The 24,661-nt window shown below is 43.4% G+C and carries 16 protein-coding genes and 2 riboswitches; of the genes, 5 read left to right on the top strand and 11 right to left on the bottom strand.

Annotated elements, in window-relative coordinates:
• The first annotated feature begins 134 nt into the window (after window positions 1–134).
• Both BacF7301_RS25595 and BacF7301_RS25590 read left to right on the top strand, forming a co-directional pair.
• Window positions 135–908: a hypothetical protein gene (locus BacF7301_RS25595; RefSeq protein ID WP_167967017.1), complete on the top strand. Its 774-nt coding sequence runs from the start codon at window positions 135–137 to the stop codon at window positions 906–908.
• Between the two features lie 182 nt (window positions 909–1,090).
• Window positions 1,091–3,904 carry an ATP-binding protein gene (locus BacF7301_RS25590; protein ID WP_167967016.1) on the top strand — a complete coding sequence of 938 codons (2,814 nt, stop codon included), beginning with the start codon at window positions 1,091–1,093 and terminating at the stop codon, window positions 3,902–3,904.
• Window positions 3,905–3,916: 12 nt separating this feature from the next.
• Here BacF7301_RS25590 and BacF7301_RS25585 read toward each other — a convergent pair whose 3' ends face one another.
• The 3 genes from BacF7301_RS25585 to BacF7301_RS25575 form a co-directional block, all read right to left on the bottom strand.
• Window positions 3,917–4,447 carry a Crp/Fnr family transcriptional regulator gene (locus tag BacF7301_RS25585; RefSeq protein ID WP_245208504.1) on the bottom strand — a complete coding sequence of 177 codons (531 nt, stop codon included), beginning with the start codon at window positions 4,445–4,447 and terminating at the stop codon, window positions 3,917–3,919.
• Window positions 4,448–4,511: 64 nt separating this feature from the next.
• Window positions 4,512–5,864, bottom strand: a complete 1,353-nt coding sequence (locus tag BacF7301_RS25580; protein ID WP_167967014.1) for an MATE family efflux transporter — start codon at window positions 5,862–5,864, stop codon at window positions 4,512–4,514.
• Between the two features lie 86 nt (window positions 5,865–5,950).
• Window positions 5,951–6,268: a DUF2284 domain-containing protein gene (locus BacF7301_RS25575; RefSeq protein ID WP_209319483.1), complete on the bottom strand. Its 318-nt coding sequence runs from the start codon at window positions 6,266–6,268 to the stop codon at window positions 5,951–5,953.
• Between the two features lie 564 nt (window positions 6,269–6,832).
• Window positions 6,833–7,042, top strand: a riboswitch (cobalamin riboswitch).
• A gap of 220 nt (window positions 7,043–7,262) precedes the next feature.
• Here BacF7301_RS25575 and BacF7301_RS25570 point away from each other — a divergent pair.
• The gene (locus BacF7301_RS25570; RefSeq protein ID WP_245208502.1) at window positions 7,263–8,183 is read left to right on the top strand and encodes a PKD domain-containing protein; all 921 of its coding nucleotides are present in this window, start codon (window positions 7,263–7,265) and stop codon (window positions 8,181–8,183) included.
• A gap of 33 nt (window positions 8,184–8,216) precedes the next feature.
• A complete protein-coding gene (locus BacF7301_RS25565) occupies window positions 8,217–9,632 on the top strand; it encodes a DUF5074 domain-containing protein (RefSeq protein WP_167967012.1) in 1,416 nt (471 codons plus the stop codon).
• Window positions 9,633–9,699: 67 nt separating this feature from the next.
• On the opposite strand, the gene BacF7301_RS25560 is transcribed toward BacF7301_RS25565, so the two are convergent.
• The 8 genes from BacF7301_RS25560 to BacF7301_RS25525 form a co-directional block, all read right to left on the bottom strand.
• Complete coding sequence (locus tag BacF7301_RS25560) at window positions 9,700–10,455, bottom strand: ABC transporter ATP-binding protein (RefSeq protein ID WP_167967011.1); 756 nt, start codon at window positions 10,453–10,455, stop codon at window positions 9,700–9,702.
• Complete coding sequence (locus BacF7301_RS25555; RefSeq protein ID WP_167967010.1) at window positions 10,452–11,468, bottom strand: FecCD family ABC transporter permease; 1,017 nt, start codon at window positions 11,466–11,468, stop codon at window positions 10,452–10,454. Before BacF7301_RS25555 ends, BacF7301_RS25560 begins: the two co-directional genes overlap by 4 nt.
• Window positions 11,465–12,604, bottom strand: coding sequence for an ABC transporter substrate-binding protein (locus tag BacF7301_RS25550; protein WP_167967009.1), 1,140 nt, complete (start codon window positions 12,602–12,604; stop codon window positions 11,465–11,467). The genes BacF7301_RS25555 and BacF7301_RS25550 overlap by 4 nt, the downstream gene beginning before the upstream one ends.
• 44 nt (window positions 12,605–12,648) lie before the next feature.
• Window positions 12,649–14,673: a TonB-dependent receptor plug domain-containing protein gene (locus tag BacF7301_RS25545; RefSeq protein ID WP_167967008.1), complete on the bottom strand. Its 2,025-nt coding sequence runs from the start codon at window positions 14,671–14,673 to the stop codon at window positions 12,649–12,651.
• A 3-nt stretch (window positions 14,674–14,676) separates the two neighbouring features.
• A complete protein-coding gene (locus BacF7301_RS25540; protein ID WP_167967007.1) occupies window positions 14,677–15,750 on the bottom strand; it encodes a YncE family protein in 1,074 nt (357 codons plus the stop codon).
• 142 nt (window positions 15,751–15,892) lie between these two features.
• A complete protein-coding gene (locus tag BacF7301_RS25535; protein ID WP_167967006.1) occupies window positions 15,893–17,020 on the bottom strand; it encodes a YncE family protein in 1,128 nt (375 codons plus the stop codon).
• A 19-nt stretch (window positions 17,021–17,039) separates the two neighbouring features.
• Window positions 17,040–18,917, bottom strand: a complete 1,878-nt coding sequence (locus BacF7301_RS25530) for a DUF5018 domain-containing protein (RefSeq protein ID WP_167967005.1) — start codon at window positions 18,915–18,917, stop codon at window positions 17,040–17,042.
• Window positions 18,918–18,962: 45 nt separating this feature from the next.
• Window positions 18,963–20,717: a PKD-like domain-containing protein gene (locus BacF7301_RS25525; RefSeq protein WP_167967004.1), complete on the bottom strand. Its 1,755-nt coding sequence runs from the start codon at window positions 20,715–20,717 to the stop codon at window positions 18,963–18,965.
• A 162-nt stretch (window positions 20,718–20,879) separates the two neighbouring features.
• Window positions 20,880–21,115: riboswitch (cobalamin riboswitch) on the bottom strand.
• A gap of 739 nt (window positions 21,116–21,854) precedes the next feature.
• On the opposite strand from BacF7301_RS25525, the gene BacF7301_RS25520 reads away from it, so the two are divergent.
• Entirely contained in the window at window positions 21,855–24,614 is a 2,760-nt protein-coding gene (locus tag BacF7301_RS25520) for an outer membrane beta-barrel protein (RefSeq protein WP_167967003.1), read from the top strand.
• Window positions 24,615–24,661 lie beyond the last annotated feature (47 nt).

Below are 24,661 nucleotides of genomic sequence, written 5' to 3'. Positions count from 1 at the left end.
CTGGGTGTTCGCTACAACCTCCTACTAGCGGGATTAGATAGCTCCGTACTCTTTTTATAATAAAAAGGTACGGAACAAGTTAATTACTAACTTAGTTCCGTTTTTTTATGTCACACTGGCTCACAACAAAACAAATGTCCGAGAGACATGGCATTCAGGAATCGACCCTTAAAAGCTGGGCGAATCTTGGATATATCACAAGTTCCCGAATCGGAGAACAACTTTTCCTGGATGATGAAAGTCTGGCTGCTTATCTGGAAGCTCACAAAAGGGTAGGATTAGAAATGGATTATCTCTCTAAGATGATAGAAGAAAAGAAGTTGGAGCGCGATTTTATCCTGTCTAAATATGATGATTTGCTTTATGTCCTAAGGACTCAGAAAGCGTGCAAACCTTTGTATGCAATCATTATCCGCGAACTGGCTCAATTAATAATTCATCCCGAAGGTCGTGATATTTTCTATTCCATTTCTATAGGAGAACCCATAGAGAAAGTCGCCTGCCGACATCGAATCACCTACGACCGCGCATTGCAGATTTATAATTCTCACCTTAAAGGCTTGAAACTGAGGAAGAACATGTTGGCTACCTATCGGAAACGTGCCATAGATGCCCGTTTCCTGTCATTGGTCGAAGACAGGAAGAAAGTAAACTTGGAACAGGATGAAGAGATACTTAATTTATCAATTCGGAAAGTAGCTGATACCCGATTGGCTAATGTTTTGCATAATAAAGAGATACGGACAGTAAAGGAGTTGTTTGAAGTAGTATCGCTAGGGGGATGGAAAAGTATATTAGGGATAGAAGGCGTCGGAAAAACTTCATACTACCGGTTGTTGTCCAAACTCCAAATGCTGGGAGTAGTCGATGAAAGTTTGGATAAAATCCTTTCTAACTATTCCGAGTAATGACCTTTTGAATGAAAATAGTGGCTATTCTCATAATTTGAATGTTAATTCAGTTAAAATGAGAGATTTTGTATGAGAAAATAAGTATTTTTAATGGCTACAATTCACTTTGTGAGAATTGTGGACATCAAACAGATACAAACAAGTATAATATATAAGAAGTATATAAATCTACATTTTACATGAAAACACGAATATACATCACACTACTGATTCTTCTGCATGTCACCATGCAAGCCTTGGCAGAAGAACCCCGAAAGATAATAATCCGTGGCGATGAAGCTTTTCCGCCCTATGAATTTATCAATGACAAAGGCGAACCTGACGGCTTTAATATCGATTTGACGAGAGCTGTGATGAAAGAACTGGGATTACCTTATGATTTGCAGTTGGAAGACTGGACGGAAGCTCTTCGGCAATTTGAAAACGGGGAAGTCGACTTGATTACAGGGGTAGCGAAATTGGAAACTCCGGACAAACGTTTTTATCTAAGTAAAGCCCATAGCTATGTGGATTATATTATAGTATGCCGGAAAAATGCTCCTGTCCGGAGTGCAAGGGAGCTGTCGAAGAAAAGCATTATTGTCCAGAGATATTCTTTACCGCACAGAAAGTTGGTAGAAATGGGTTATGAAACCGGACTTATTGTTGTGGATAATATGATGGAAGGCTTGAACCGATTGTCGCAGGGCGAAGGAGACGCAGCGGTTTGTCCCGGCAATATGGCACAAGGCCTTATATATAAAGATGGATTGACCAATTTGATTATTGTCGATTCCGGTTGGCCTCTTCGGGAATATTGTTTTGCCAGTACTGATTACCGGTTACTCGAACAGATTGACGCAGCGGTTCTCAAGTTAAAGAAGGCTGGTGTGTATGACCGGATATATATGAAATGGCTGGGTGAGAAACCGGTATTCACTATCCCGTTGTGGCTCTACTCTCTTTTGGGCGCGCTTCTGCTGACGGCTGTGTTGCTTTTTATTTTTGTCAGTGTCTATAAGAAAAGGGTGAAGAGAGGTGAGAAACTGCTCAAAGAAGAAAATGAGAAACTTAATGCCCTCTTGCTTGAAAACAGAAAGCATGAGAAGATGATGAGGGAACAGGAGACAAGACTGGATTTGGCTATGGAGGCAGGTGATATTGCCGCCTGGATATATCAGCCGGAAACACAGGAAATCAAGACTCTGCGTGGAAATGCGCTTGCCGGAAAAGGGCTTAGTATGGAAGAAAACCTGCAAATACTTCATCCGGCCGACCATGCTATACAAAAGGGACTGTTTGAAACTCTCTTGGGGGGAGAGAAAGATACAGCGGAAGCGATATTCCGTTATATGCACGAAGACGGCACTTACCATTATTATGAAAGTCGTATGATAGTGCGGAGGGAAGAGGGGGAGGACGTCGCCATACTGGGGACTCAGAAAGATATTACCAAAGAGGTGCATAACAACAAAATGTTGAATGACACCGTCGAAAAACTTCGTTTTGCCATTCAGACAGCCCGTATGGCGATGTGGGAATTTGATTGCAAGACGCTGGTATTTACTTCTTATAACGACCCGGTAGCCGACTATAAAGACGGTGCCCCTATTTCGATAAACACTTATGACAGCTATTTCCAAAAGGACGGAACCGAATGGGACTTGCTGGAAGAGGCCACACGGATTATGGCTGAAGGAGAGGAAAAGACATACCGCTTCATTGTGAAGATGAAGACCAAATATGATTCGGACTGGCAATATTGTGTAGTGCGCGGCGTGCCGATGGATAAGGATGCAACCGGCAGGGTGATAAAATATCTGGGCGTCAGGCTGAATATCACCGAACAGATGAACTATCAGAAGCTCCTGGAGCAGGAAAGGGAAGATGCACGGCAGGCTGACAAATTGAAATCTGCTTTCCTGGCGAATATGAGCCACGAAATCCGTACTCCGTTGAACGCCATTGTGGGCTTCTCGGGATTGCTTCAAACGACGGAAGAACCGGAACTTCGGCAAGAGTTTATTAATATTATCAATAATAATAATGACCTGTTGTTAAGGCTGATAGGTGATATTCTGGATTTGTCGAAGATAGAATCCGGGCTTATGGAATTGAAACCGGAACTTTTCGATTTGTCGGAAACATTCAAGGAGACATATGTAACGTTGAAGCAACGATGCACGAACTCCGAAGTCGAGTTTCTCGGATATAATCCGTATAAGAGTTGCAGGGTGAATCTGGACAAGAACCGTTTGGTACAAGTGGGAACGAACTTTATTACCAATGCTATCAAGCATACCCAAAAGGGATATATACGTATGGGATACGAATATGTCGACGAAGGAGTCAGGATATTTGTGGAAGATACAGGGTGCGGCATTCCGAAAGAAAAGCAATGCAAATTGTTCCAGCGTTTCGCCAAACTGGATGATTTTACGCAAGGAACGGGATTGGGACTGGCTATCTGTAAGGCAATTGTCGATGTGCAGGGTGGTAAGGTCGGTGTGGATAGCGACGAAGGAAAAGGCAGCACCTTTTGGGCTTGGTTTCCGTGCGAAGCGGAGATTGAAGAAGCGGATACTGAAGAAGAGACGAAGGCAAAGCCCGCAGACGAAATTTCAGGGTTGTTGATGAATAAGCCGGATGTACCACAGGCAGACGGGGTTCGACGGAAGTCCATATTAGTTGCCGAAGACATCGACAGCAACTTTATGTTGGTAAAAGCCATTCTGAAAAATGTAGAGCTAACCCGTGCCATTACTGGGAAAGAGGCTGTGGAATTAGCCGCTGCTCATCATTATGATGCCATTTTAATGGATATGAAAATGCCTGTTATGAATGGCATTGAAGCCACACGGAAAATACGGGCGTTTGATAAGACTACTCCCATTATCGCGGTGACTGCTAATGCCTTCGATTCTGACAGGGTTGAGGCCATGAAGGCTGGATGCGATGCGTTCGTGACAAAGCCGGTCAAGAAAAAAGAGTTGGAGGATATGTTGAGGGTATAGGAAAACATAAGGTTATTGGACGGAAGAAGCTATTTCCGCCCGAATCCTGCTTAACGATTGTGGCGTTATCCACAAGTAAGATGCGATATGTTTCAGTGGGACATATTGCAGTAATTCCGGAGTCTCTTTGATAAGAGTGAGGTAGCGCTCTTTGGCTCGCGGGCTTCCGGAATTGATAAGCCAATTCTCCTGTAAGAGTAATTGATGATCCATGAGGCGAAGTCCCAGATTGGCGAGTCCGATAGAGGAAGAAAATAACTGGTTCAAAGCGGTACGGGAAATGCGATAAGCTACGCTGTCGCACATCGCTTCAATATTTATCAGGGAATAGGCATTATCGACATATCCCCAGACGGAGAAAGCGGCTTCTCCGTCTGAAGCAAACCAGATAGTAGTATCTACTCCTTCTTTATGGTAATATGCCCGCCAGATTCCTGTTCTTATGAAATAAAGGTTGTTGTTCTTTGTTCCTTCGCGGACTATTAATTCCCTTTTTTTGAAATGTACTTCTTCCATACAGTCCAGTAAAGTCTGTATATCGATTTCTTATACTTTATACTTGCCGCAAAGTTTCTCAATGAATGCATCCATGCAGCAAAGATACTCATCATTGGCGGACAATGAAATGATCTTTTAGATAAATTCCGATAATATAAAGTGTTGTCAGTAACTCGGCTAGCGGAACGGCGAGCCAAATGCCCTTCACGCCAAGAAGCGGTGGTAGAGCAAAGAACCCGATTAGCATAAAGACGATTCCTCGGAGAAGGGTAATGATAGTAGCCCTCTGTCCCCGTTCGATGCTTTGATAATAACCGATTCCTATCATATTCGCTGCAAAGAAAATAAATCCGATGCTGAAATAAGGAATACCGTTCACTGCGATATCAAATGCCGGATAGCTACGGTCGATGAATAATGCGACAATTTCCTGGCGGCATAGAGCGGTGATAACGAGGAAGCTGATTCCGCAGATTAGAGCTGTTCGGAGGGCAAGATGAAAAGCTTTCCTGACACGTCCGGGTTGTCCGGCTCCGAAATTATAGCTGATAATCGGTTGGGCGGATTGCGCAATGGCATTGTAGACCATGAAGATGATAGGGAAGAAGTAGCAGGCAATGCTGAATGCGGCTACTCCGTCTTCTCCGAGATGACGGATGAAAACGTAGTTTCCCAGAAACATCATACAGGCGATAGATGCCTCGCTGATGAAAGCGGAAGTTCCTAACTTTATCATATAGCTGACGTTACGCAATGTCAGCATCAGACTTTTTAGACTTAACTTGATGCGGTACAGACTGATAGTACGGGAGAACCGGGCAAGGTAAACCACTGTCATAAGTCCCCCTACTACTGTTCCCAAGCTGGTGGCAAAGGCGGCTCCCATCATTCCCCAGCCAAACTCGAAAATGAAAATATAGTCTAATATGATATTGAGCATTGCTGCTACGGCATTGCACATCATGGCATAATTGGGCGAACCGTCCAGGCGGATAAAGAACATACCTGTGCTCAATAACTCGTAAAACACAAGGAAAGGCAGATACCATAACATATATTTTATCACAAGCGGCAGCAGTTTTTCCGAACTGCCGAGAAATCGTCCCAAGGGTTCCACAAAGTAGAAGCACAAAGCCGACATAATCAGTATAATGAGTGCGGAGAAAACAAGTGCCTGAGTGATATTAATACTTGCTGCCTTCCGTTTGCCTTGCGATAAATGAATGGAAGCAACTACCGAGCCGCCGATTCCGAACATCAACCCGACACCGGCGGCAATCATAAAAAGTGGTGCTGTGATATTGACGGCTGCCAGTGCGTCACTACCAATCCCTTTTCCCACAAATATCCCGTCCGTAATGACGAATATAGCGGAGAAAACCATTCCGAGGACTGTAGGTATCAGTAATTTACGGAATAACGTGGAGATGTCCATACTGCCGAAATCTATACTATCTTTCATAACTTTCTATCTTTTTTTATTAAAGCGGGTACAAAGGTAGAGGTATGGAAGGAGATAAAAATTACCATTTGGTAAATTCTGCCTGGTCAGTTGGATTCCAATAAAAAATCATCCGTCCGCTTACGTTCCGTTTTCATCCGCCTGTTGCCGTAAGAAATGCTATCCGTGATTTTATCCGGATATAAAGGAGTGATTTTGGTTCCGATAATTAGAGCCAGTTCATGTTGCGAAAGATATTGGTCTACGTCAAAGGCGAAAGGTGGGCATGCCCAACAAGTATTATAACACCCGCACTGCCGGCAAAAGCTAATAAACTTCTCGGCATCCCGAGGGGAATATGATGTCGTTATTCTGGATAACCATTTGAAACACTTTGTTTCTCGGTGTGAAACGAAGTGTTTCACTGCTTGAGACGGAGTGTTCCACACCGAGAAACGAATAGTTTCATTAGAAGGAACATTTTTTGAAACAAATCGCTTACAAGTGAAGTTGTTGTCCTTTATCCGTAAACCCTTTATTCATCGAAGAAATAGCGAAAAGATGGTGGGGAGGATAGCAAGATTGAGAATAAATGTCCAGTGGGGAAATGTATTCGATTTCTGTAAAGATTCAGTATCGTATCGAAATGAGTATGCCCATAGCAGAGGATACGGAAGGTGAAATGGGAATTTTTAGGCACAGATGAGTAAAAACAGTTATTACGATATGGTTGGCAGGTCTTCTGACTTCCTGGTACTTCCCCAACCTTTTTCTATCGCAATCGGTTAGTGGCAAAAGTTAAATACCTAGAAGTTGAATGGAACTTCACGGCTTCGGAACTATCTGGAATTTTCACTTGGTTTCCTTTTAATTCAGACGGTTGATATGATGGCTATCTGAAGCCAATTAGGGGATGAATATAGCGAAATAATGGATAAAGCAAATATTTAGTTTATGTTTTATTTAATACATATGTTATTTTGTATATCTTTGTGCCCGGAAATTTTGGTGTCACTCTTCCGATGCTACGGAAGGAGTGGTGAAAAGGGAATCAGGTGCAAATCTTGAACAGACCCGCTGCTGTAAGCTCCGCTACAGTTTTCCTGCAATACTCAATCCACTGTCTCTATAATGGGGGACGGGAAGGGCGTCAGGAGAATGGAGTAAGTCAGAAGACCTGCCAAAATGGAATTTTTGTGGCTTTCCGGGAGTAAAGTTCCAAAAATGCAATTTATTTCCAGTAGAAATCAGGTATAAAACTGTTAGAGATTGCTATGTCGCTATTTCTATGATATTGCGTGCTGTATCAGCATGTAATCTTTTTGTATTTGAATGAATCAGATTGAGTTTAAAACGAATAAAATGAAAAGAAAGAATGTGAAACTTTTAGTAGCCTTCTCATGGGCTATGATGGGTGGAATGGCGTTGACTGCCTGTTCCGGTAATGACAGGGATTATGAATCTCCGGATGTATATTCTCCGTATGTGACTAAAGTATTGGATTTTTGTCCGGCACCGGGGCAGTTTACTAATTCAATTCCTGTATGGAAAGAAGGAGATACGCAGGAAGCAATGAATCAAAAAGCTCTCCATGCTATTGGAAATAATAAAAAGGGAATGGTGTCATTAGGTAGCTTTGGGGGATATATTGTTGTCGGTTTCGACCATACAATTGAGAATGTATCCGGTCAGCGTGATTTCCGTGTATTGGGTAATGCATTTTATGCAAACGATAATCCCAATCCTAATCCTCCCGGTAAAGGGGGAAGTGCTGAACCTGGGATAGTAATGGTGGCCTACGATGAAAATAAGAATGGGAAACCGGATGATGATGAGTGGTATGAGTTGGCTGGTAGTGAATATTATAAACCGACCACTAAAAAAAAGTATGAGATAACTTATTATAAACCAGACGAAAATACACCAGATAAAGAATATATCCGATGGACAGATAACTACACTGGGAGTGGTTATATAGAACGAATCAGTTATCATGCAGATGCACTCTATTATCCACAATGGACTGAAAGTGAAACTCTGACTTTTAAGGGAACATTATTACCTGATAATGGAGTAAATGAAGGAGAAAAATATAGTGAAGGGAATCCTTATTGGGTGCTTTATGCCTATGAGTGGGGATATGCCGACAATGTCTTGAACACAGAAGAAGGCAGTACATTTGATATTGATTGGGCGGTAGATTCGGATGGAAATAAAGTCGATTTGCCGGGAGTTGATTTTGTGAAAATATATACAGGTGTCAGGCAGACCTGTGGGTGGTTTGGAGATACATCCACTGAAGTCTGTGGGGTAGAAGATTTGCATTTGTTAAATAAATGATTTTATAACTTGAAATAATCAAAAGAGAATTTTATGAAAAAGTATTTCGTGTGGTTGGTAGTCGCCTTGTGTGTCGGTCTCGTTTCATGTTCTGATGAAAATGATAATAATGGAGGTAAAATATTAGAGGATGACACTCCCTCCGCTTTAGTGCCTTCAAATGGATTTTATGTTGCAAATGAAGATTGGTATGGACACGACAATGGGACTGTTAACTATTTTAAGAATGACGGTACGATAGTTTATCGCGCTTATCGTGCAGTAAATGGAGAAAATGAAACTTTTGGAGCAACTACTCAGTTTGCTACTATATGGGGAGATAATGCTTATTTTGTCTCTAAGCAGGGAAATCGTTTGGTGGTTGCCGATGCTAAGACTTTGAAAAAGAAGACTGTGTTTACTAACTTGGGGGGAGATGGACGTTCATTTCTGGGTATCAATGACAAACTGGGATATATTGGCTATAATGGCGGTGTCCGTAAGTTCGACATTGAGAATCTTACATTGGGCGACCCTGTTGAAGGAATCACTGGACAGATAGGGTCGATGTGCTATGCAGGTTCGTATGTATTTGTGTTGTCAGCGCCTTCAGTCTATATTGTAGAACCTGAAACGGGAACAATCAAACAAACACTGAATGGTTCTTTTTGTACATTAGCTCGTAGTAAAGACGGTAATGTATGGATTGCAACTTCTGCCAACCTGATTAAAATAAATCCGGAGACTTTGGAGCAGGAAGAAATTGCTTATCCGGACAATATGACAATCTCTGTTTCGTGGGGTTCATGGAATGCCGGAAGTCTTTGTGCAAGTACCCAGAAGAATGTATTATATTGGACGAAGGGAGCTAATGTTATAAAGTATGATATTGACAGTGGGACTGCTAATACAAGTTTTTATGTATTGGGCAAAGATGATGAAGATAAGCAATTGGCATTTTATGGCGCAGGTGTACGGGTAGACCCTATCTCTGATAATTTAGTACTGACAGTAAAAAGAAGCGGTTGGGGAAATAGCGGAAGTTTTAACTGGGTACATATTGTTAAAGCTGATGGTAATGTTGATAAAGTGATAGTTGTGAAAGGTGATAATGGTAGTGCCGACGGTTATGCCGGTGCAGGAGATGAAAATTATTATTGGTTTCCGGCCATGCCTTTCTTTGAAGATGCCAACTTACCTGAAATCTTAGTGAATCAGATTCGTTTGATCCCGGGAGAAACGAAAGCTGTGGATTTGAATCAGAAGATTGTAGATGCGGATAATATGTCTACAGCTATTATTCGTGAAGTTGAATTTGCGGAAAATGATCTTGTCTCTTACACATATGAAAAAGGAATTCTTACTGTGGCTGCGAAAACTGTAGAAGGAAGCACACTGTGTAAAGTCGTTGCTATATCTAATGGTAAACGCGTAGAAAAGACAGTACGTGTGGATGTTGTAATTGGTTGACTGTAATAAAATTTATTTTCAATAGTTAATGAAAGCTTGTTGGTTCACTAAGAAACCGACAAGCTTTTTATCTTATCCGTACCCTCATCTCCTGAGCATCGAATGTGATAGACTCATTTCTGAATAGTCTTTCTATATGACCGCTGGCTACCATTTCCCGGGCAGGCAGACTATATAATTGCGGATTGTCTATCAGCATGATAAAGTCGCAAAGTGACAAGGCGATATCCAAATCATGTGTAGAGAAGATGATACATTTTCCTTTTTCCTGTGCCAGTCTTTTAAGAAGCAGGCAGAGTTCGTAGCGATTGGGTAAATCCAGAAAAGCAGTCGGTTCGTCAAGCAGAATGACGGGAGTATCTTGTGCGAGTGCGCGGGCTATCATGATGCGCTGACATTCGCCGTCGGACATCTTATCCATTGTCTTCTCTGCATAGTCTGTCATGCCTACCAGCCGCATGGCTTCGGCTACCCGTTCTTTGTCTTCCGTTTGCAGTTGTCCTATCCAGTTTGTATATGGAGCACGTCCCAGTGCGACAACATCTTCGCAACGGAGGTTGGCGATACGCACCTTGTCGGTAGTTACGAAACTGATATTCCGGGCAAGCCTTTCCGGTTTCAGCAAAGCGATGTTCTCTCCTTGAAGGATGATCTCTCCTGTCTGCGTTTTTTCAAGTCCCATTATGGCACGTAGAAGGGTGCTTTTGCCGGTTCCGTTGCGTCCCAGTAAGGCGATGAGTTGTCCACCGGAGACTTGGGCAGAAACCTTATCCAACAATACGCGTTGGCCATATCCTAGTGTTAATTCCTTGAGTTGAATCATTTTATTATACGCAAGTTTTTAGCTATTACCCATAAGATGACCGGAACACCCAGCAAGGCGGTGATACAATTGACCGGCAATGTGAATTTCTTTGCAATGATGTCGCAGAGCAGCATACTGATGAGCCCTGTCAGTATTGTGCCGGGGACTAATAATCGGTGGTCGGCATTATTGAACAGCAGCCGCGTGATGTGTGGCACAGCCAGTCCGATAAAACCTACGGGGCCGCAGAAAGCTGTGACTGTTCCTGTCAGCAGGGCGGTAGAGAGGAAGATAAGCGTGCGTGAACGTTTGATGTTCATTCCCATTGTACGTGCATAGCTTTCACCCAACAGCAATAGGTTCAACGGTTTGATGCAGGCTACCGAGATTAACAGACCTATCAGTAATACCGGTATCATAATCCATAACTGATTTGTTGTGATATGCCCGAGAGAGCCCATTGACCATAGTGTGAACATTTTCAATTGCTCGGCAGAGCTTAAATATTGTAATATCTGGATAATGGCACCTGCCACATAACCAATCATTACTCCCATAATCAGGACACCCAGAATATTTTTCACTTTCCGGCTGATGATAGCTACTCCCAGTAGGATAACGGCGGTTCCTAGCCAGCCGGAACCAACGATGCCCATAGATTGCAGGAAAGGAAAGTCTGACCACCCGAGCAACGGAGCTCCCAGGATGAACAAAGCTACTCCCAGTCCCGCACCGGAACTTACTCCTAGCAGATAAGGGTCTGCCAACGGATTCTGGAAAACGGTCTGCATCTGTAATCCGCTTACGGAAAGGGCTATGCCTATCAGCGAAGCGACCACTACCCGTATGAAACGGATGGAAAGGAGAATGTTACGCGTCATTTCGTCACATTCGCCCCCGGTGAGTACCGCCCATATTTTGGAAATCGGGATATACGTGTCTCCGGTAGCCATATCTGCCAGTAGCAGCAGTATGGCTGCTATTCCTAATATGCTGAATAGTAAAACGGTATGTCTGCGGGACTGTTTCATTCCAGATGACGGTAATAATAAGGTGAATCGGATACTAATTCGGGATGAAAAATATGAATCAGGTCACGCAATACAACGTCGGGGCGTACTACTGCCGATTCCCAATAGTCATTGCCACCGGTAGCAGTCAGCCGCAAATTATTGTTATAGACGGTTTTCTCGCGTACGGCTTTGGCGTCGCTGAATTTGGAATTGATTGTTTTCAATTCATCCAGTGTGGCAGCCGAGCCTACGTTAATCCAATAGTCGGCTTTCTGTATCAGCCCGTAAGCAGTTTCGAGTCCGATAGGGGTAGAGCTGTTGGCGGTATTTTCTTTGTAGATATAGTCGGCTCCGGCGTCGGCAACCAGTTGTGCCATATAACTTTTCGTGGAAGGCATTACCCAACTGTCGTTCCAGGGAGTATTGAACATTACCGTGGGACGTTCTTCCGAGGATTTCGTGAGGGCTTTTAATGCCAGATAGCGTTCCGGTATTTCCCGGAATATTTCGATTCCCTTTTCCCGGCTGTCCGTCAGTTCGGATAATACGACCAGCCATTCCGCTTTGCCCAGTGGCGATTCTTCCAGATATTCGCCCATATATATATAAGGAATAGCGAGCTCTTTCAACTTGTCCGTCACGGCGGTCTGAGCGTCTCCGATACCATACAACAGTACGACGTCCGGTTTCAATCCGAGCAATAGTTCGTAGTTCATTTCGGGACCCATATCCTTGATTGAATCTTTGTGTGAAAGGACATAAGGATTCGACACATAATTAATGCCGGATACTCCGACAATGCGGTCTACCTGTCCCAGTGCGTCGAGCATGGCAATGTAGGAAGAAGACATACATACGATACGCTGTGCTCCGGCAGGAATGACGGGACCGGTAAATCCGGCAGGCGCCTGTTCGCCGTTGCGTGAAACGAAATAGGACATTTCTACATTTTCAGCTCCCTGCCACGGGTTGAAAACACGTATCAGGGTACTGGCTGCGTTGTCTGCTCCCACTATCTTGAATCCGGAAGCATATTCGGGAGTATATACGTCCTGTTTGAATGCTTCCAGAGATGTCTTTTTGTTGGATATGCAACTTGCCAGAAAGAAGAGGCATAGCAGTGAAAGAACCGGAAAAGCAGATTTAATCTTCATAATCATCTATTATTTTAATACTTAATACTTCAATAATTTATATCTTACTTCTTTTTCCCCCAGTGCGGGTTAATCCCGATAGTCAGACTATAATTCCTTCCCGGCATCGGGCGGCTGAGTACCGACACATATTCTTCGTTGAACAAGTTGAAAACGGAAAACTTCACGGACAGAGCCGTCTTTTTCCATTGAAACCGTTTTTCCAGCGATACATCGTTCATGTAGTAAGAATTCAGTTTATCCCTTTGGGTATATAGTTCGTTGCTTGAAGTCGTAAAACGTTCGCTGTAGTAATTATACTTGTATAGAAAGTAGAAATCCTTCCAACTCACTTGTCCCATGAGGGCTGCCGAATACTGGGGGATATAGACAAGCTGCTTTCCGACGGATACGTCTTCAGAGTTGGCAGGTTCACCGTTGTTGATTGCTTTGGTGAGGTTCCAGTTGGCATCGAGCCAGATTGTCCAGTCACCCAGATGCAGAGAGGCTTTTCCTTTCACTTCGAAGCCGTAGCTGTGTACCTGTTTCACGTTGCGCGGGGTCCAGTAACCTTTCGGGTGTGGCACCCAGAGAATCCAATTGTCGATGTGCGAATCGAAAGCCGTCACTTCACCTTTCAGTGAAAAGAGGTCATCCGATTTGATTGTAAATTCAATTCCCGTGTCGTATGTGAATCCCTTCTCCGGTAGCAAATCCGGGTTTCCTCCCGGCAGGAAGTAAAGGTCGTTCAGCGTGGGATAGCGGTAGTTGCGGGCGATAGATGCCTTGAGCATTAATCCGTAACGTGGCCAAAGCGTCACGTCGAGGAAAGCGGCGGGGATAGGCGGCGTAAATTTGTCGTCGTAGAACGTTTCCCGCAAGTCAAACGCCAATCCTATGCGCGAACAAGGCCGGTAGCGTGCGGTGGCAAGGGCTGACACTTCCGGACGGCCTTCAAAATACCCCGTTCCATGTATCGCTTCCCATGTGTCGGCATAATGGTATGCTCCGTTCACTGTTGCTCCGAACATCCACTTTTCAGTAGGTATATATTCCACGTTTCCTGACAGGAAGCCGGAATAAACATAACTGCTTGCGTTCTGCATTTGGTTGGCGGGTGTTTCTTCTGCATGTACATTATACGTGTATAGCATGTGTGTATAGGTATATCCCAGTTTACCGGACGCTTTCAGCTTTTCGGCAGTTTTGTCCCATCCCCCTACGGCACGGAATGTCGTTTCTTCCTGTCTGGTTTTATACTCTCTGTCTTTGTGCTGGTCGGTTGTCAGCATTGGTATTCCCCGGTCGGAGTTCATGAACCAGGCCGCCAATGAAAACTTATTGCCGTCTTTGCGGTCGTAGTAGAGCTCTTGCAGTGCGTGGAAGTCCTGATACTCGCAATTCTTGTTCCTGCTTTTTTCATATTCCTCGTTGTAGCTGCCGTCATCGCCGATGGATGCTTTTTCGTAATTGGTGTACTTGAAGTCATTCTTTGAATGGACGAAGTAGAGACGGGTGGAGCTTTGCCATTTCTCGCCTCCATAGCGGAAGTGCAGGAAATCGTCGAATGTCCGGTAGCTACTGATGCCTTGTATGAATTTGAGGTCGAATCCTTTTTCGTCCATCGGCTTTGTGCCTAGTGTGATGGCGCCACCCAGTCCGCTGCCGGTCACATTGACGGAACTTGCTCCGTGCCACAGGCTCATGTCGTCGATGAAAAAGGACGGAATCAGTGAGAAGTCCACCTGTCCCAACATGGGGGAGTTGATGTTCATGCCGTTCCATAACACTTGCGTATGTGAAGGGGAGCTGCCCCGGAAAGAGGCGGTCGCCATCGTTCCCCGTCCATAGCTTTTGATGAAGATAGACGTGCTTTGTGAAAGAATATCCGCCAGGCTGTTGGTTATGCTTTCCCGTAGTACGAGAGAGTCGAGGACGGTTTTTGTGGTTCCGATGTCACGGAACGGACGCTTGCCCGTAATGGTCACAGTATCTATGCGCAATTGCCATGCCACGCTATTATCCTGTCCTTGTACGGACAAGATACTGCCTAGCAGAATTACAATGCCTATTTTAATTCTTTTCAGCATACGTCAGTTTTCGTTATAGTTGAAACAAAATGCTCCGGGAATGACGCCCACCTTGAAGGTGTCTACGGGCACAGCTTCGGGAGTAAACCGGTAGATAACACCGGGTTGTGTGTAGTCTATGGCATCCGCGACGTACACTTCCGAGGTGTGAGGGTCTATCGCCAGTCCGTAGAAGATACTGTTCCTGCCCGGTGACTTCAGGAACGGGCGTACCGGAACGCGTGAGTCGGTGACATCCATTCGCCAGATGTCTTCACTGATAAAATAAAGCGTATCCCGTTTGCCGTTAAGATTTACTTCCGAAGCTCTTTTCCCTTTCCCGAAAGTATAGAATTGGGTGGCTGTCCGGGTGGCGGCATCTATTTTGTAGAGAGCCGGTGCTTCGTATCCATACGGGCTGCCTTCGTATCCGCCATCGGTTATTGTCCATATTTGGTTATATTTATCAATAACGAGCGAAGTGGGTTGTACGCCTACGGGTATTTCGTCCACCACTTGGTCTGTTTCGGTGTCTATCACTAGAATCTTATTGTCGTAAGACCAGCAATTGGTGAATACATACTTTCCGTATTGCACCATTTGTTCCGTCGATTTGTGTCCTTTGGTGTCGATAGTCCCTGTCTTTTGCAGGGTTTCCGGGTTGAATATGGTGATGATGGGGGCGTACAAGTCAGTAATATAGGCTTTCGTACTGCTAACGAAATGCACGTATCTCGGTGAAGTCAGGTTATTGATACCACCGAGTATTTCAAGAGTTTGCGGATTGACCACAAATACTACTCCCGAATTATTGACGACTATGTATGCTTTTCCGTCATAAATGGTCATGGATTGTGCCACGTCGCCCAGTTTTCTTCCGTTGGCACGATAGAATGCGTCATTTTCCACTTTTTCTGTCTTCATGTCATAGAAGGAAAGGCTGGCGCTGCTATACTGGAAGTTTCCTTCATTGGTGATGAACAGTACGTTGTCCGGCACTAAAGTAGGCGTTTTTAGGGGTGGTTCGTAGTCCATGCACGATGCTACGGCAAGGAATAGGAGAAAGAGGGGAATGATTATTTGAGTCTTTATCTTCATGCGGTTGTACTTATCAACAATATATCTCTTTTTATCGGGAGACAAAAGTAGGAAAAAATAAGAAGATTCACCTCCCTCGCGAAGAAGTTTCGGAGAGAGGTGAATGAGATTGATTGGAACTTTTCAGTTTTGACTGGAAAAGTTATTTAACGAATACTACACTATTAGGATTACCTGTGCCAGTCTTTATAGGGGTATCTACGCGTATAGGTGCTCCGTCAGAATCGTAAACATATAGATCTTCTCCGCTTTGTCCGAAGCAGACATCTCCGTTAAATGGGTTTACAGAAACGCTATAACCAAGCATCAGATCAGGAATATCTGTAGTAAATGGTGTAGCAACTCCACTGAATGATACTTTTTGTAAAGTAGTTGGCATTTCATAGCTTGGGTCATACCAGTCTACGTATGTAGTATAAATAGCGTTATTGCCTATTTTAAATGCATCTACTAGATTTGCTACAGCGGGAAGAGAATAACTTTCTCCTTCTAATTTATACAATGCAGATTTCTCTGTTGTATAGTTACCCAAAGAATTGAAATAGAGAGTTCCGTTCGGAGCTTGTGCTATCAATTTTGGATTGGTGGGGACGGTAATCTGTGTTTCTGACCTAAGGTCAAGTGGAAGCTTTGAGATACTAGTACCTTGTCCGGCATATAAGTCTCCTGCATTACCTGAATTGCAGACATATACAGTATCATAAGCAATGCATATACCTTCGGAATAAGTGGCATCTAATTCTATAGACTTTGTTATTTCATAATCGAGAGTATCAATAGCTATCACAGCTCCTGAATAAAGCGTGATGTATACTTCTCCTCCATAAGCAGCAAGACGACGTGGCATAGCATTGTGTCCATTCTTTGGGTCGTCATATTGTTTCATTGTGGTGGTATATGGTACTCCTGTGGCGGCATTGAGTACCCAGATCCCTCCATTGTCAGCTGTTAAGTCATGGCCGCTGACAGCACAATATAATTTAGAACCATATTGAATGAGATCATTGCCTGTATCTCCGACTTCTAATGTGTCAGTTCCTACCCAGTTGTTATCATACGTTATCAGCTTTCCTGGCAAAGATGGCGGATTCTGTTTCCAGGTACCTTCGCATAACACGTATGCTTTCGTCCAACTCGCATTGCCTACTGCACGTGTGTTTTGTGAAGAAGGTTCATTTACTTGTCCGGCATTGTCGAACATTTCATCACTACAACTGCCCAGCACGAATGTCAATGCAAAGGCTGCATAAAAAAGATACTTCTTTTTCATTTTGTGAATTATTTAATGATTAATTATTGGTGAAATCACCAGTCGGTGAATCTTTCATTTGTTGTAAAGTCGGTTTATAACCACAGTATGTAACCTTCCATGTAGTTATCATGCCATTGTCTATAAATTCTTTGAATGAGCTATAATCATAGAGTTTAGGAAATCCCCAAATATAGACATTGGTTAATTCTTTCAGTTTTGGGAAAATCTCTTTTATGTCTAACTTATTTATTTGAGATTTATTTGAGCTTCTGGCTTTAATATACAATTGTCCCTCAATCTTTTCAATATTTTTCATTTTAATGAATGAAAAATCGGGTTGTTCATTATGGACATTTAAGTAAATGCCACCACTTCCTATGGTTTGTAAATTGGGTGCATCTAATTCGTCTGACACAACATCTACTCCTAAAGAACTTATATCAATGTTTCCGACATATTCCAAAGTTGGTAAATGAATATCATGTAATATATTGGTAGCTGTTCCCATTGAAGGGTATGATACCCATAGCTTTCCATTGATACGTTTTACATCTTTAATGATTAAATTGCTTTCTATATTGGTTCCTAAATTATAATCTTCCACAGTCGTAAATCCTTTCAGTGTGGGTGGATTCATATTCTTCGACGTAAAAGTAATACTGCCGAAGGGCTCATCTCCCGTTATGATAAATTCTTTGGTTGAGTCATCGGCTCCTATCTGTACTTTCCCCACCTTTTTCCCTTGCAGGTTTAAATCAAAAACTCCGGTGCCATTGAGTGCCAATGTTCCTGCGATGCTCTCAATATTGTTGAGGGTGTTTTTGAGACTTTCATCACTAAAAACACTACATCCGCTTAGAGTAAGTCCGGTGGTTAGATTCTTCAATACCGGAATCTTCAGGTTTTCCAGCTTAACGGCATTCTCTATACTAAGTAAGGCACACGTGGTTAACAGAGGTAAATTGATTGTCAGCAGTTCATTCGTACTCTTCTCACCTCTGATATAAAGAGATTTATTCACTACTTCCAATGCTGGTAGCTCTAATTGAGTCATGACACCTCCAATGATCGTAAAGCCATTATCGCCATCTACTCTCTTAAGGGAGTTTACATTAAACTGCTCCATAGCCGAGGCGTTAACGGTAAAGTTTCCGCTTACGGTTTCCAAATGGGGAAAAGCTATCTTTTTATAGTACTTGCTTTCGCTAATTGTAAGATTCTTGCGAACAGAAACTAATGAGGGTAAGGTGATGTCTGTTAGTGTTTCGTTATCGGTATTGCGTGAAGTGATAGTCAGGTTTCCTGCTTTTTTCAGATTGGCAAGACCGTTCAGGTTTTCTCCTTGGTAGTATCCGCCGATATTGATATCGTCCAGTACCTCTGTCAGTGCGGACAGACCGTCCAGATTCTTGACGGGGTCTTCCGCTTTTTGAGCTGTCGCGATGGAGATACTACCTTCTATAATAGTAATGTTACTTTTGGCAAACGCATCCACTTCAGCTTGAGAATTTAAAACGAAACTGGCGGCTTCACTAACGTCAGTATGGCGAACCGTATATTTGTAAGTGCGTGAAGTCCCGTTATAGGAAGTCACCGTCAGTTGCTGTTCTTCGTTCCATGCGCTGATGCCTGCCGGGTCGGGGGTGATACTTGCCTGCTCGCTGATAGTGTAATGTGCGGTTGCACCGTTAAGCTCCGTTCCCTGAGGGGCGGACAGGATGACTTTATCGTCTACTATGGCGGCTTGCCACGTGTTTTCTCCAAGAGACAGCGAGAAAGAAAGAATATTGTTGTCTACGCCGGTAAACGGGTTGTTGTCTACGCCGGTAATCGGGTTATCGTCGTCACCGCACGCAGTCAGGAACCCGACGAAAAATATCGTCAGAAGCATTTTCCAAATTTTGTTCTTTGTCATAATCAAATTCTTTATTGTTATTTAAATTGTGTACTGAAAATAAGTTTAGAGTTGTCCGGGAGCCTTTTCCATTTGTATATCCCGGAAGCCGTAAACTTCGGTAGATACTTCACCGAGAACTCCCGCTTGAGACTGGACGCCTGTCTGTACTTTTATAAAGTCTATATAACGCAGATTGACAGGAGTTCCGTCAGGATATATGGCATTCTTTATCTTGAAACCATTTCCTATGGCATTGGCATCGTGGTTATCTCCGTCAGAGAGGAAGTCTTCACCGTAGTTGTCGGCATATCCCCACTCGTAAGATTCGTTACTCCAGATTCCATTATTATTGAGGAAGGTTCTTTCTTTAATCCGGGTGCCGCGCAGTTCATAAGAGTCTCCCTTCAGCCAACCGGGGAAAGCCGGTCTCAAATCTGTAGTTCCTGTATTGCCACGGTTGTCTATCCACTGTACGGGCATATTGTAGGTAGGGGGGCGGTAGTAGGTGACGGAATAATTCTGCCAAGTGGTAGATTTGCCTGTTTCGCAGCCTTTCAGTTCATACCATGTGTCGTCCGGCAGTCCGTTTCCGTTTTCATCCTGCATCACGTAGACTATCCCCGGCTCGGAACTTCCGTTGAAAGCATTGCCTATGATTGAGAAGTCGTATTGGTTGTTGTCGCTAGCGCTGGCATTATAAACGCTATGATCGAACCCTACAACGATGTATCCACCCCATGCTCCCAATGAGACATAATTGTCTACTTCGTTCATCCGGGTTTCGGCATAACGGCATGCTTCTGCTTCCGTCTTTCCGCTTATTTGTTGTACGAACTGTCCGGGTGCAGGCAGAAGATTATATACCGTTACTTTGCTGCTCGAACTTCCGGCTTGCGGAGCACGGTAACGGGCTGTTTCGTCCGATTGCAGGCATTCTATGGTTTGTGCAGCCTCTGCTGAAACATCGCCGTCTGTTCCCGTTACTTTCACTTTGTATTCTCCTGCTGCCGGTGGTGTAAAAGTAAAGGTTGGTTTTGTTTCGTTCAGGTATGGTTCTCCGTTCACTTCCCATGCGTAAGTGGTATTCTCTGTGTTGTCCGTAATAATAGGAGCTACACAGGCGGCGCGTCCTGCGGGTACAGTTTGACGTTCGTTCTCAAAAGTAATATTGAGCTTTCTTTCGGGTGCTACCCGTATGGTCGTTGTTGCTTTCCCGGGGCCGTCTTCATTCGTTACTGTAAGAGTTATATTAAACGAGCCTTCTTGTGTCGCCACGAATGTGTACTCTTCTTTATCACCTATGATAGCGCCTTCTTCATTCGTCCACTTATAGGTGCTGCCTTCCGTGAAGTTTACGGCTGACTTGATAGTAACACTTTCTCCTACATACGTAGAATAATACTGGATTAACGATACTGACGGAATCATCTTGTCCATAACGTCTATCCGGAGTTCTTCCTGGGCACTTCCGTTTTTCGCGTCTACCCTGAAAGTGAAGAACTTTTCCCCGTCTGCCGGCGATGAATAAGTGAATGAGGCGTCTGTACTGACAATCTTGCCTTTCTCGTCCTTCCATGTATATACGGGATCGGTGGCGTTATCCACAACAGGGGTAATAGTGATATCCTTTAGTATTTTCACAGTATAAATACCGGTACCATTGTCGAAAGTAATGACAGGTGGGTTCTTTCCGTCTCCGCCCGGAGTGATAACTCCTTCGTCTTCTCCGAGATTGCGGTCATTTCCGCAAGAAGCAAGAGCGGCGATGCAGCATAGCATTAGTAACTTAGCGATTGTTCTCCAAAATTCATTCATCATAAGTCTCTTTTTAATTGGGTTATAAACAAGAGTGATAATGAATTTTACATGGAGCGGCAGATATCTCCGGCAAGTGTAGTCATGAAAGGAATCTTCTCAACCGCACACGATATGTGTTGTTGAGAATAAAACTTCGAACTGCTTCCCGTATGCCGCAGGAGTAAAATTCAATCGAAAAAGGTAGGTCTTCTGACTTATTCCCTTTATTTGTAGTGCCTTCCCAGTGAAAAAATCCCAGTGACAAATTACTACAAACTGTACTGCTTTTCAACAGCAGTACGGGAAAATACAGCAGCGGATACTGTTACCGATTCACACGGTATTCCCTTTTAATCTTCTATATCGTGACATCCACAAGGAATGTAATGCATAGAAGAACCAAATTCATGACGACAAAGATAGGCATATTTTTTACATATAATGTCTTTTGTTTGCTGATTTTTTTATTTCAATTTAATATGTGTCAAAGATATTTAGATAGTAACAAAGTGAAAAATGTTCTGTTTTTAAGATTTTCTTGTAGATAACTGAAAGATAAAAGTCTATTTTAGGAAGAAAATTGTATTCTCTTCTGCATGAATATGCGAAATATCTCCTTGAAAGTGTATATGGGAAGAATAAGCATACGTTTTTGAATATTATAAATGTTTGCTTGGTCGGTGAGTATGATGAGTTTCCTTTTAAAGGAAACCAGTGTTTCTTTTAAAGGAACGGGGCGATGCCTTAAAAGGAAGGTTTCGTTGCATGAAAATGAGCCTGTTTTGACTGTCGGATAAGGCTCTTTTATGCTGGTTGCTTTTGCTTTGTTGTTGTTTTATATTTGATAAATTGTATGTAGAATAGTATGTTTGATGTGATGTATGTTTGTGTTTTCTTCTTTTTTTTATTAAACCTGATGGTTTTAGACGTATATCTCTTTCTTTCTGATTCTTTGTAGTTCTTATTCTTTCATCTATTTGCATATTATTCTGTTTATGAGTGGAATTTCCGTAAGAAACAGATATCAGACTGTTCTTTTTTTAATATAGGGATGCTACCATTCTTTTTTTCAGATTTATCATAACATTTCGGGACTCTTTTATTAACTTTGTCCGGTTTTTGAAATAAATTGAATTTAGGACTTAACTACTATATGATATGAATGTTTGTAAGTTGGTGGGATTACTTTTACTGCTGCTTTCTGTGCATACAGTTTCATATGCCCAGCAGGTGAGAACTGTTCGGGGAAAAGTGCAGGCGATGGAAACCGGTGGTAATAAGAAGCAGCCCTTGCCTTCTGCAAGCATCGTTATCCTGGAGAAGAATGACTCTTCGTTTGTGAAAGGTGCGACGAGCGACCGAAATGGTCGGTTTACTCTCAATTATCAGTCGCAGAAGAAAAAGCAATATTTGATGAAGGTTTCTTTTATGGGGATGCAGTCGGTGTATCGTGCGCTGGGTGATTCCGCATCGGTGAATGTCGGCACGGTGGTGCTCAAGGATGAGGATATCCGGATTGATGAAGTGACGATTACGGGGAAATTGAAGGAAGTGGTGATGGAAGGGGATACGACCGTTATCAACGCTGCTGCCTATAAGACTCCCGAAGGGGCTTATCTGGAAGATTTGGTAAAGCGTGTGCCGGGACTGGAGTATAATAAGAAAGATAATTCGTTGACTTACAACGGTCAGCCTATCAGCGAAATCAATGTTAATGGGGAGTCCTTCTTCTCCGGAGATAAAAAGACAGCGCTCGAGAATCTGCCGGCAAACTTGATTAGTAAGCTGAAGGTGTACGACAAGAAATCAAAAGAGGAAGAATTTACGGGCATCAGTTCGGGAGAAAAGAAATATGTGCTCGATCTGCAAACCAAGGATGAACTGAACAAGACTTGGCTGACAAATGCGACAGTAGGGTATGGCAATAATAAGAAAAAGGATTTGGAGGGACAGGTGAACTATTTTAGCAAGGACGGACAGAACCTTTCTTTTATCGCACGTTCTACCAATCGTTATCAGAACAGTACATATAAGGATAATATAAGTAATACCGTCGGGATGAATGCGACGTATAAATTCGGTAAGAAGTTCACACTGAACGGAAATGTGAATTATGATTTCAACCGGAATGGGAATGTTACTTCCATGTATCAGGAACAGTATTTGAAAACAGGTAATCAGTATTCCGCGTCTGCCAATGAGAACAACTCTAAAAGCCGGTCGATAAATTCAAGTCTTATGGGATTTGGAGAATTGGATAAACGTACACAGCTCCATTTCAACGTAAACTTCGGATCCTCTCCTAATCAGAATGAAAGTTCCAGTCAGAGTGCTTCTTTTGACGCTCCGCCCAGTGTGAATCATGAAAGGATGTTCGATGATTTTGAATCTATCCCCGAAGATATAAAGGTGAACCGTAGTGAGAACCGCTCGCTCTCGGATGGGAAATCCAATAATGCCAGTTGGGCGGTAGGGATTATGCGCCGTCTGAATGAGAAAGGAACAACCTTGGGATTGAATATTATGAATTCTGAATCGTGGGGAGATAATGAAAGTTTTTCACTGTCACAGACTACGTATTTCAAGCTGAAGGACAAGCATGGAAATGATTCGGTGCTTTATCGGAATCAGTATCTGGATTCTCCCCAACGGAATAATTCGTGGCGGGTAGGGGTAAGCTTCACCCAGCCTATCGGCAAGAAGATACATTTCCGGGCGGCATATAATTGGAGTACCCGGTATGAACGGGACAATCGTTCTACTTATGATTTGTCTTCATTGCTCCATTCAGATGTTTTCGGTGAATTGCCTTCCGGTTATGAAACCGGATATGTGGATAGTTTGAGCAACCGGAGTCATAGCCGTAGCAACGGACACGACTTGAATGTGGGATTCAATTATTCGGATGATGTCTGGATGTTTAATGCATCGCTGGGTGTCACTCCACAAAAACGTACCATTGACCGGAAAGTAGGGACGCTTCACGCAGATACTGCGATGAATATCATTGACTATCAACCTATGCTCTGGGTGGGGTGGCAGAAAAAGGAGAAAATGCGTGTCAACCTAAGTTATGACGGAAGGACGCGGCAGCCTTCCTTGTCGGACTTGATGCCGCTGACGGATAATAGTAATCCGTTGTACATCACTCGTGGAAACCCGGACTTGAAGCAGATGTTTATTCACAATATCCGTTTGAGCTTTCAGTATCCTTCCAAAGGCATGTCGGCTAATGCGGGATGGCAGATGGAGCAGAACAGTGTGACGCAAGTGATGCTCTATGATGTACAGAGCGGTGGGCGGGAAACGTATCCTATCAATATCAACGGTAATTGGAATACCTATGGAAACGCAAACTGGTGGAAGCGTTGGGGACATTTTTCTTTAAGGCTGAATTCGGGGGGAAGGTATAGCAACCGTGTCAGTATGGTAAACGAGGACAGGAATGTGCAACCGGAGAAGAGTACGACGCGTGATACCGCGCTGGATTGCGAAGTGAGGACGGGTTATCAGCCTGCTTGGGGCGGACTTGAACTTGCCGCTTCCTGGAATTACCAGTATTCGCTTAATTCCTTGAATGATAATGATAACTATACCCGCTATTATAACTTCCGTTTTGACGGGTATGTGGATTTCCCTTTCGGTTTGCAGTTGCGCACGGATGCCGCTTATATGCTGCGTAGCGGCACGAATATTCAGAAAGGGGAAGATGACGAGATTGTATGGAACGCGACTGCTACTTGGCGGTTCCTGAAAGAGAAGAAGGCGGAATTGTCGGCTCATTGGGCGGATATATTGGGGAGAAGGAAAAGTTTTAATCGTATGCCTACTGCCGATGGCTTTTATGAGTTCCGCACGCAGGAAATTAAAGGATATTTCATCGTTACTTTCAAATATAACTTTCGTCTGATGATGTGAGTTTTAGAAAAAAGTCGTATGTTTGCTACCAAACCATAAAACAAAAT

The organism is Bacteroides faecium, assembly GCF_012113595.1.
GTDB classification, from domain to species: Bacteria; Bacteroidota; Bacteroidia; order Bacteroidales; family Bacteroidaceae; genus Bacteroides; species Bacteroides faecium.
Note: the sequence above shows the minus strand (reverse complement) of the source record. Positions and strands in the feature narration are given on the sequence as shown.

Bases quoted from the DNA above. Each gene is read 5' to 3' on its own strand.
- BacF7301_RS25595 (WP_167967017.1), top strand. From the start codon at position 135: ATGTCCGAGAGACATGGCATTCAGGAATCGACCCTTAAAAGCTGGGCG.
- BacF7301_RS25590 (WP_167967016.1), top strand. From the start codon at position 1,091: ATGAAAACACGAATATACATCACACTACTGATTCTTCTGCATGTCACC.
- BacF7301_RS25580 (WP_167967014.1), bottom strand. From the start codon at position 5,864: ATGAAAGATAGTATAGATTTCGGCAGTATGGACATCTCCACGTTATTC.
- BacF7301_RS25570 (WP_245208502.1), top strand. From the start codon at position 7,263: ATGGCGTTGACTGCCTGTTCCGGTAATGACAGGGATTATGAATCTCCG.
- BacF7301_RS25565 (WP_167967012.1), top strand. From the start codon at position 8,217: ATGAAAAAGTATTTCGTGTGGTTGGTAGTCGCCTTGTGTGTCGGTCTC.
- BacF7301_RS25560 (WP_167967011.1), bottom strand. From the start codon at position 10,455: ATGATTCAACTCAAGGAATTAACACTAGGATATGGCCAACGCGTATTG.
- BacF7301_RS25555 (WP_167967010.1), bottom strand. From the start codon at position 11,468: ATGAAACAGTCCCGCAGACATACCGTTTTACTATTCAGCATATTAGGA.
- BacF7301_RS25550 (WP_167967009.1), bottom strand. From the start codon at position 12,604: ATGAAGATTAAATCTGCTTTTCCGGTTCTTTCACTGCTATGCCTCTTC.
- BacF7301_RS25545 (WP_167967008.1), bottom strand. From the start codon at position 14,673: ATGCTGAAAAGAATTAAAATAGGCATTGTAATTCTGCTAGGCAGTATC.
- BacF7301_RS25540 (WP_167967007.1), bottom strand. From the start codon at position 15,750: ATGAAGATAAAGACTCAAATAATCATTCCCCTCTTTCTCCTATTCCTT.
- BacF7301_RS25535 (WP_167967006.1), bottom strand. From the start codon at position 17,020: ATGAAAAAGAAGTATCTTTTTTATGCAGCCTTTGCATTGACATTCGTG.
- BacF7301_RS25530 (WP_167967005.1), bottom strand. From the start codon at position 18,917: ATGACAAAGAACAAAATTTGGAAAATGCTTCTGACGATATTTTTCGTC.
- BacF7301_RS25525 (WP_167967004.1), bottom strand. From the start codon at position 20,717: ATGATGAATGAATTTTGGAGAACAATCGCTAAGTTACTAATGCTATGC.
- BacF7301_RS25520 (WP_167967003.1), top strand. From the start codon at position 21,855: ATGAATGTTTGTAAGTTGGTGGGATTACTTTTACTGCTGCTTTCTGTG.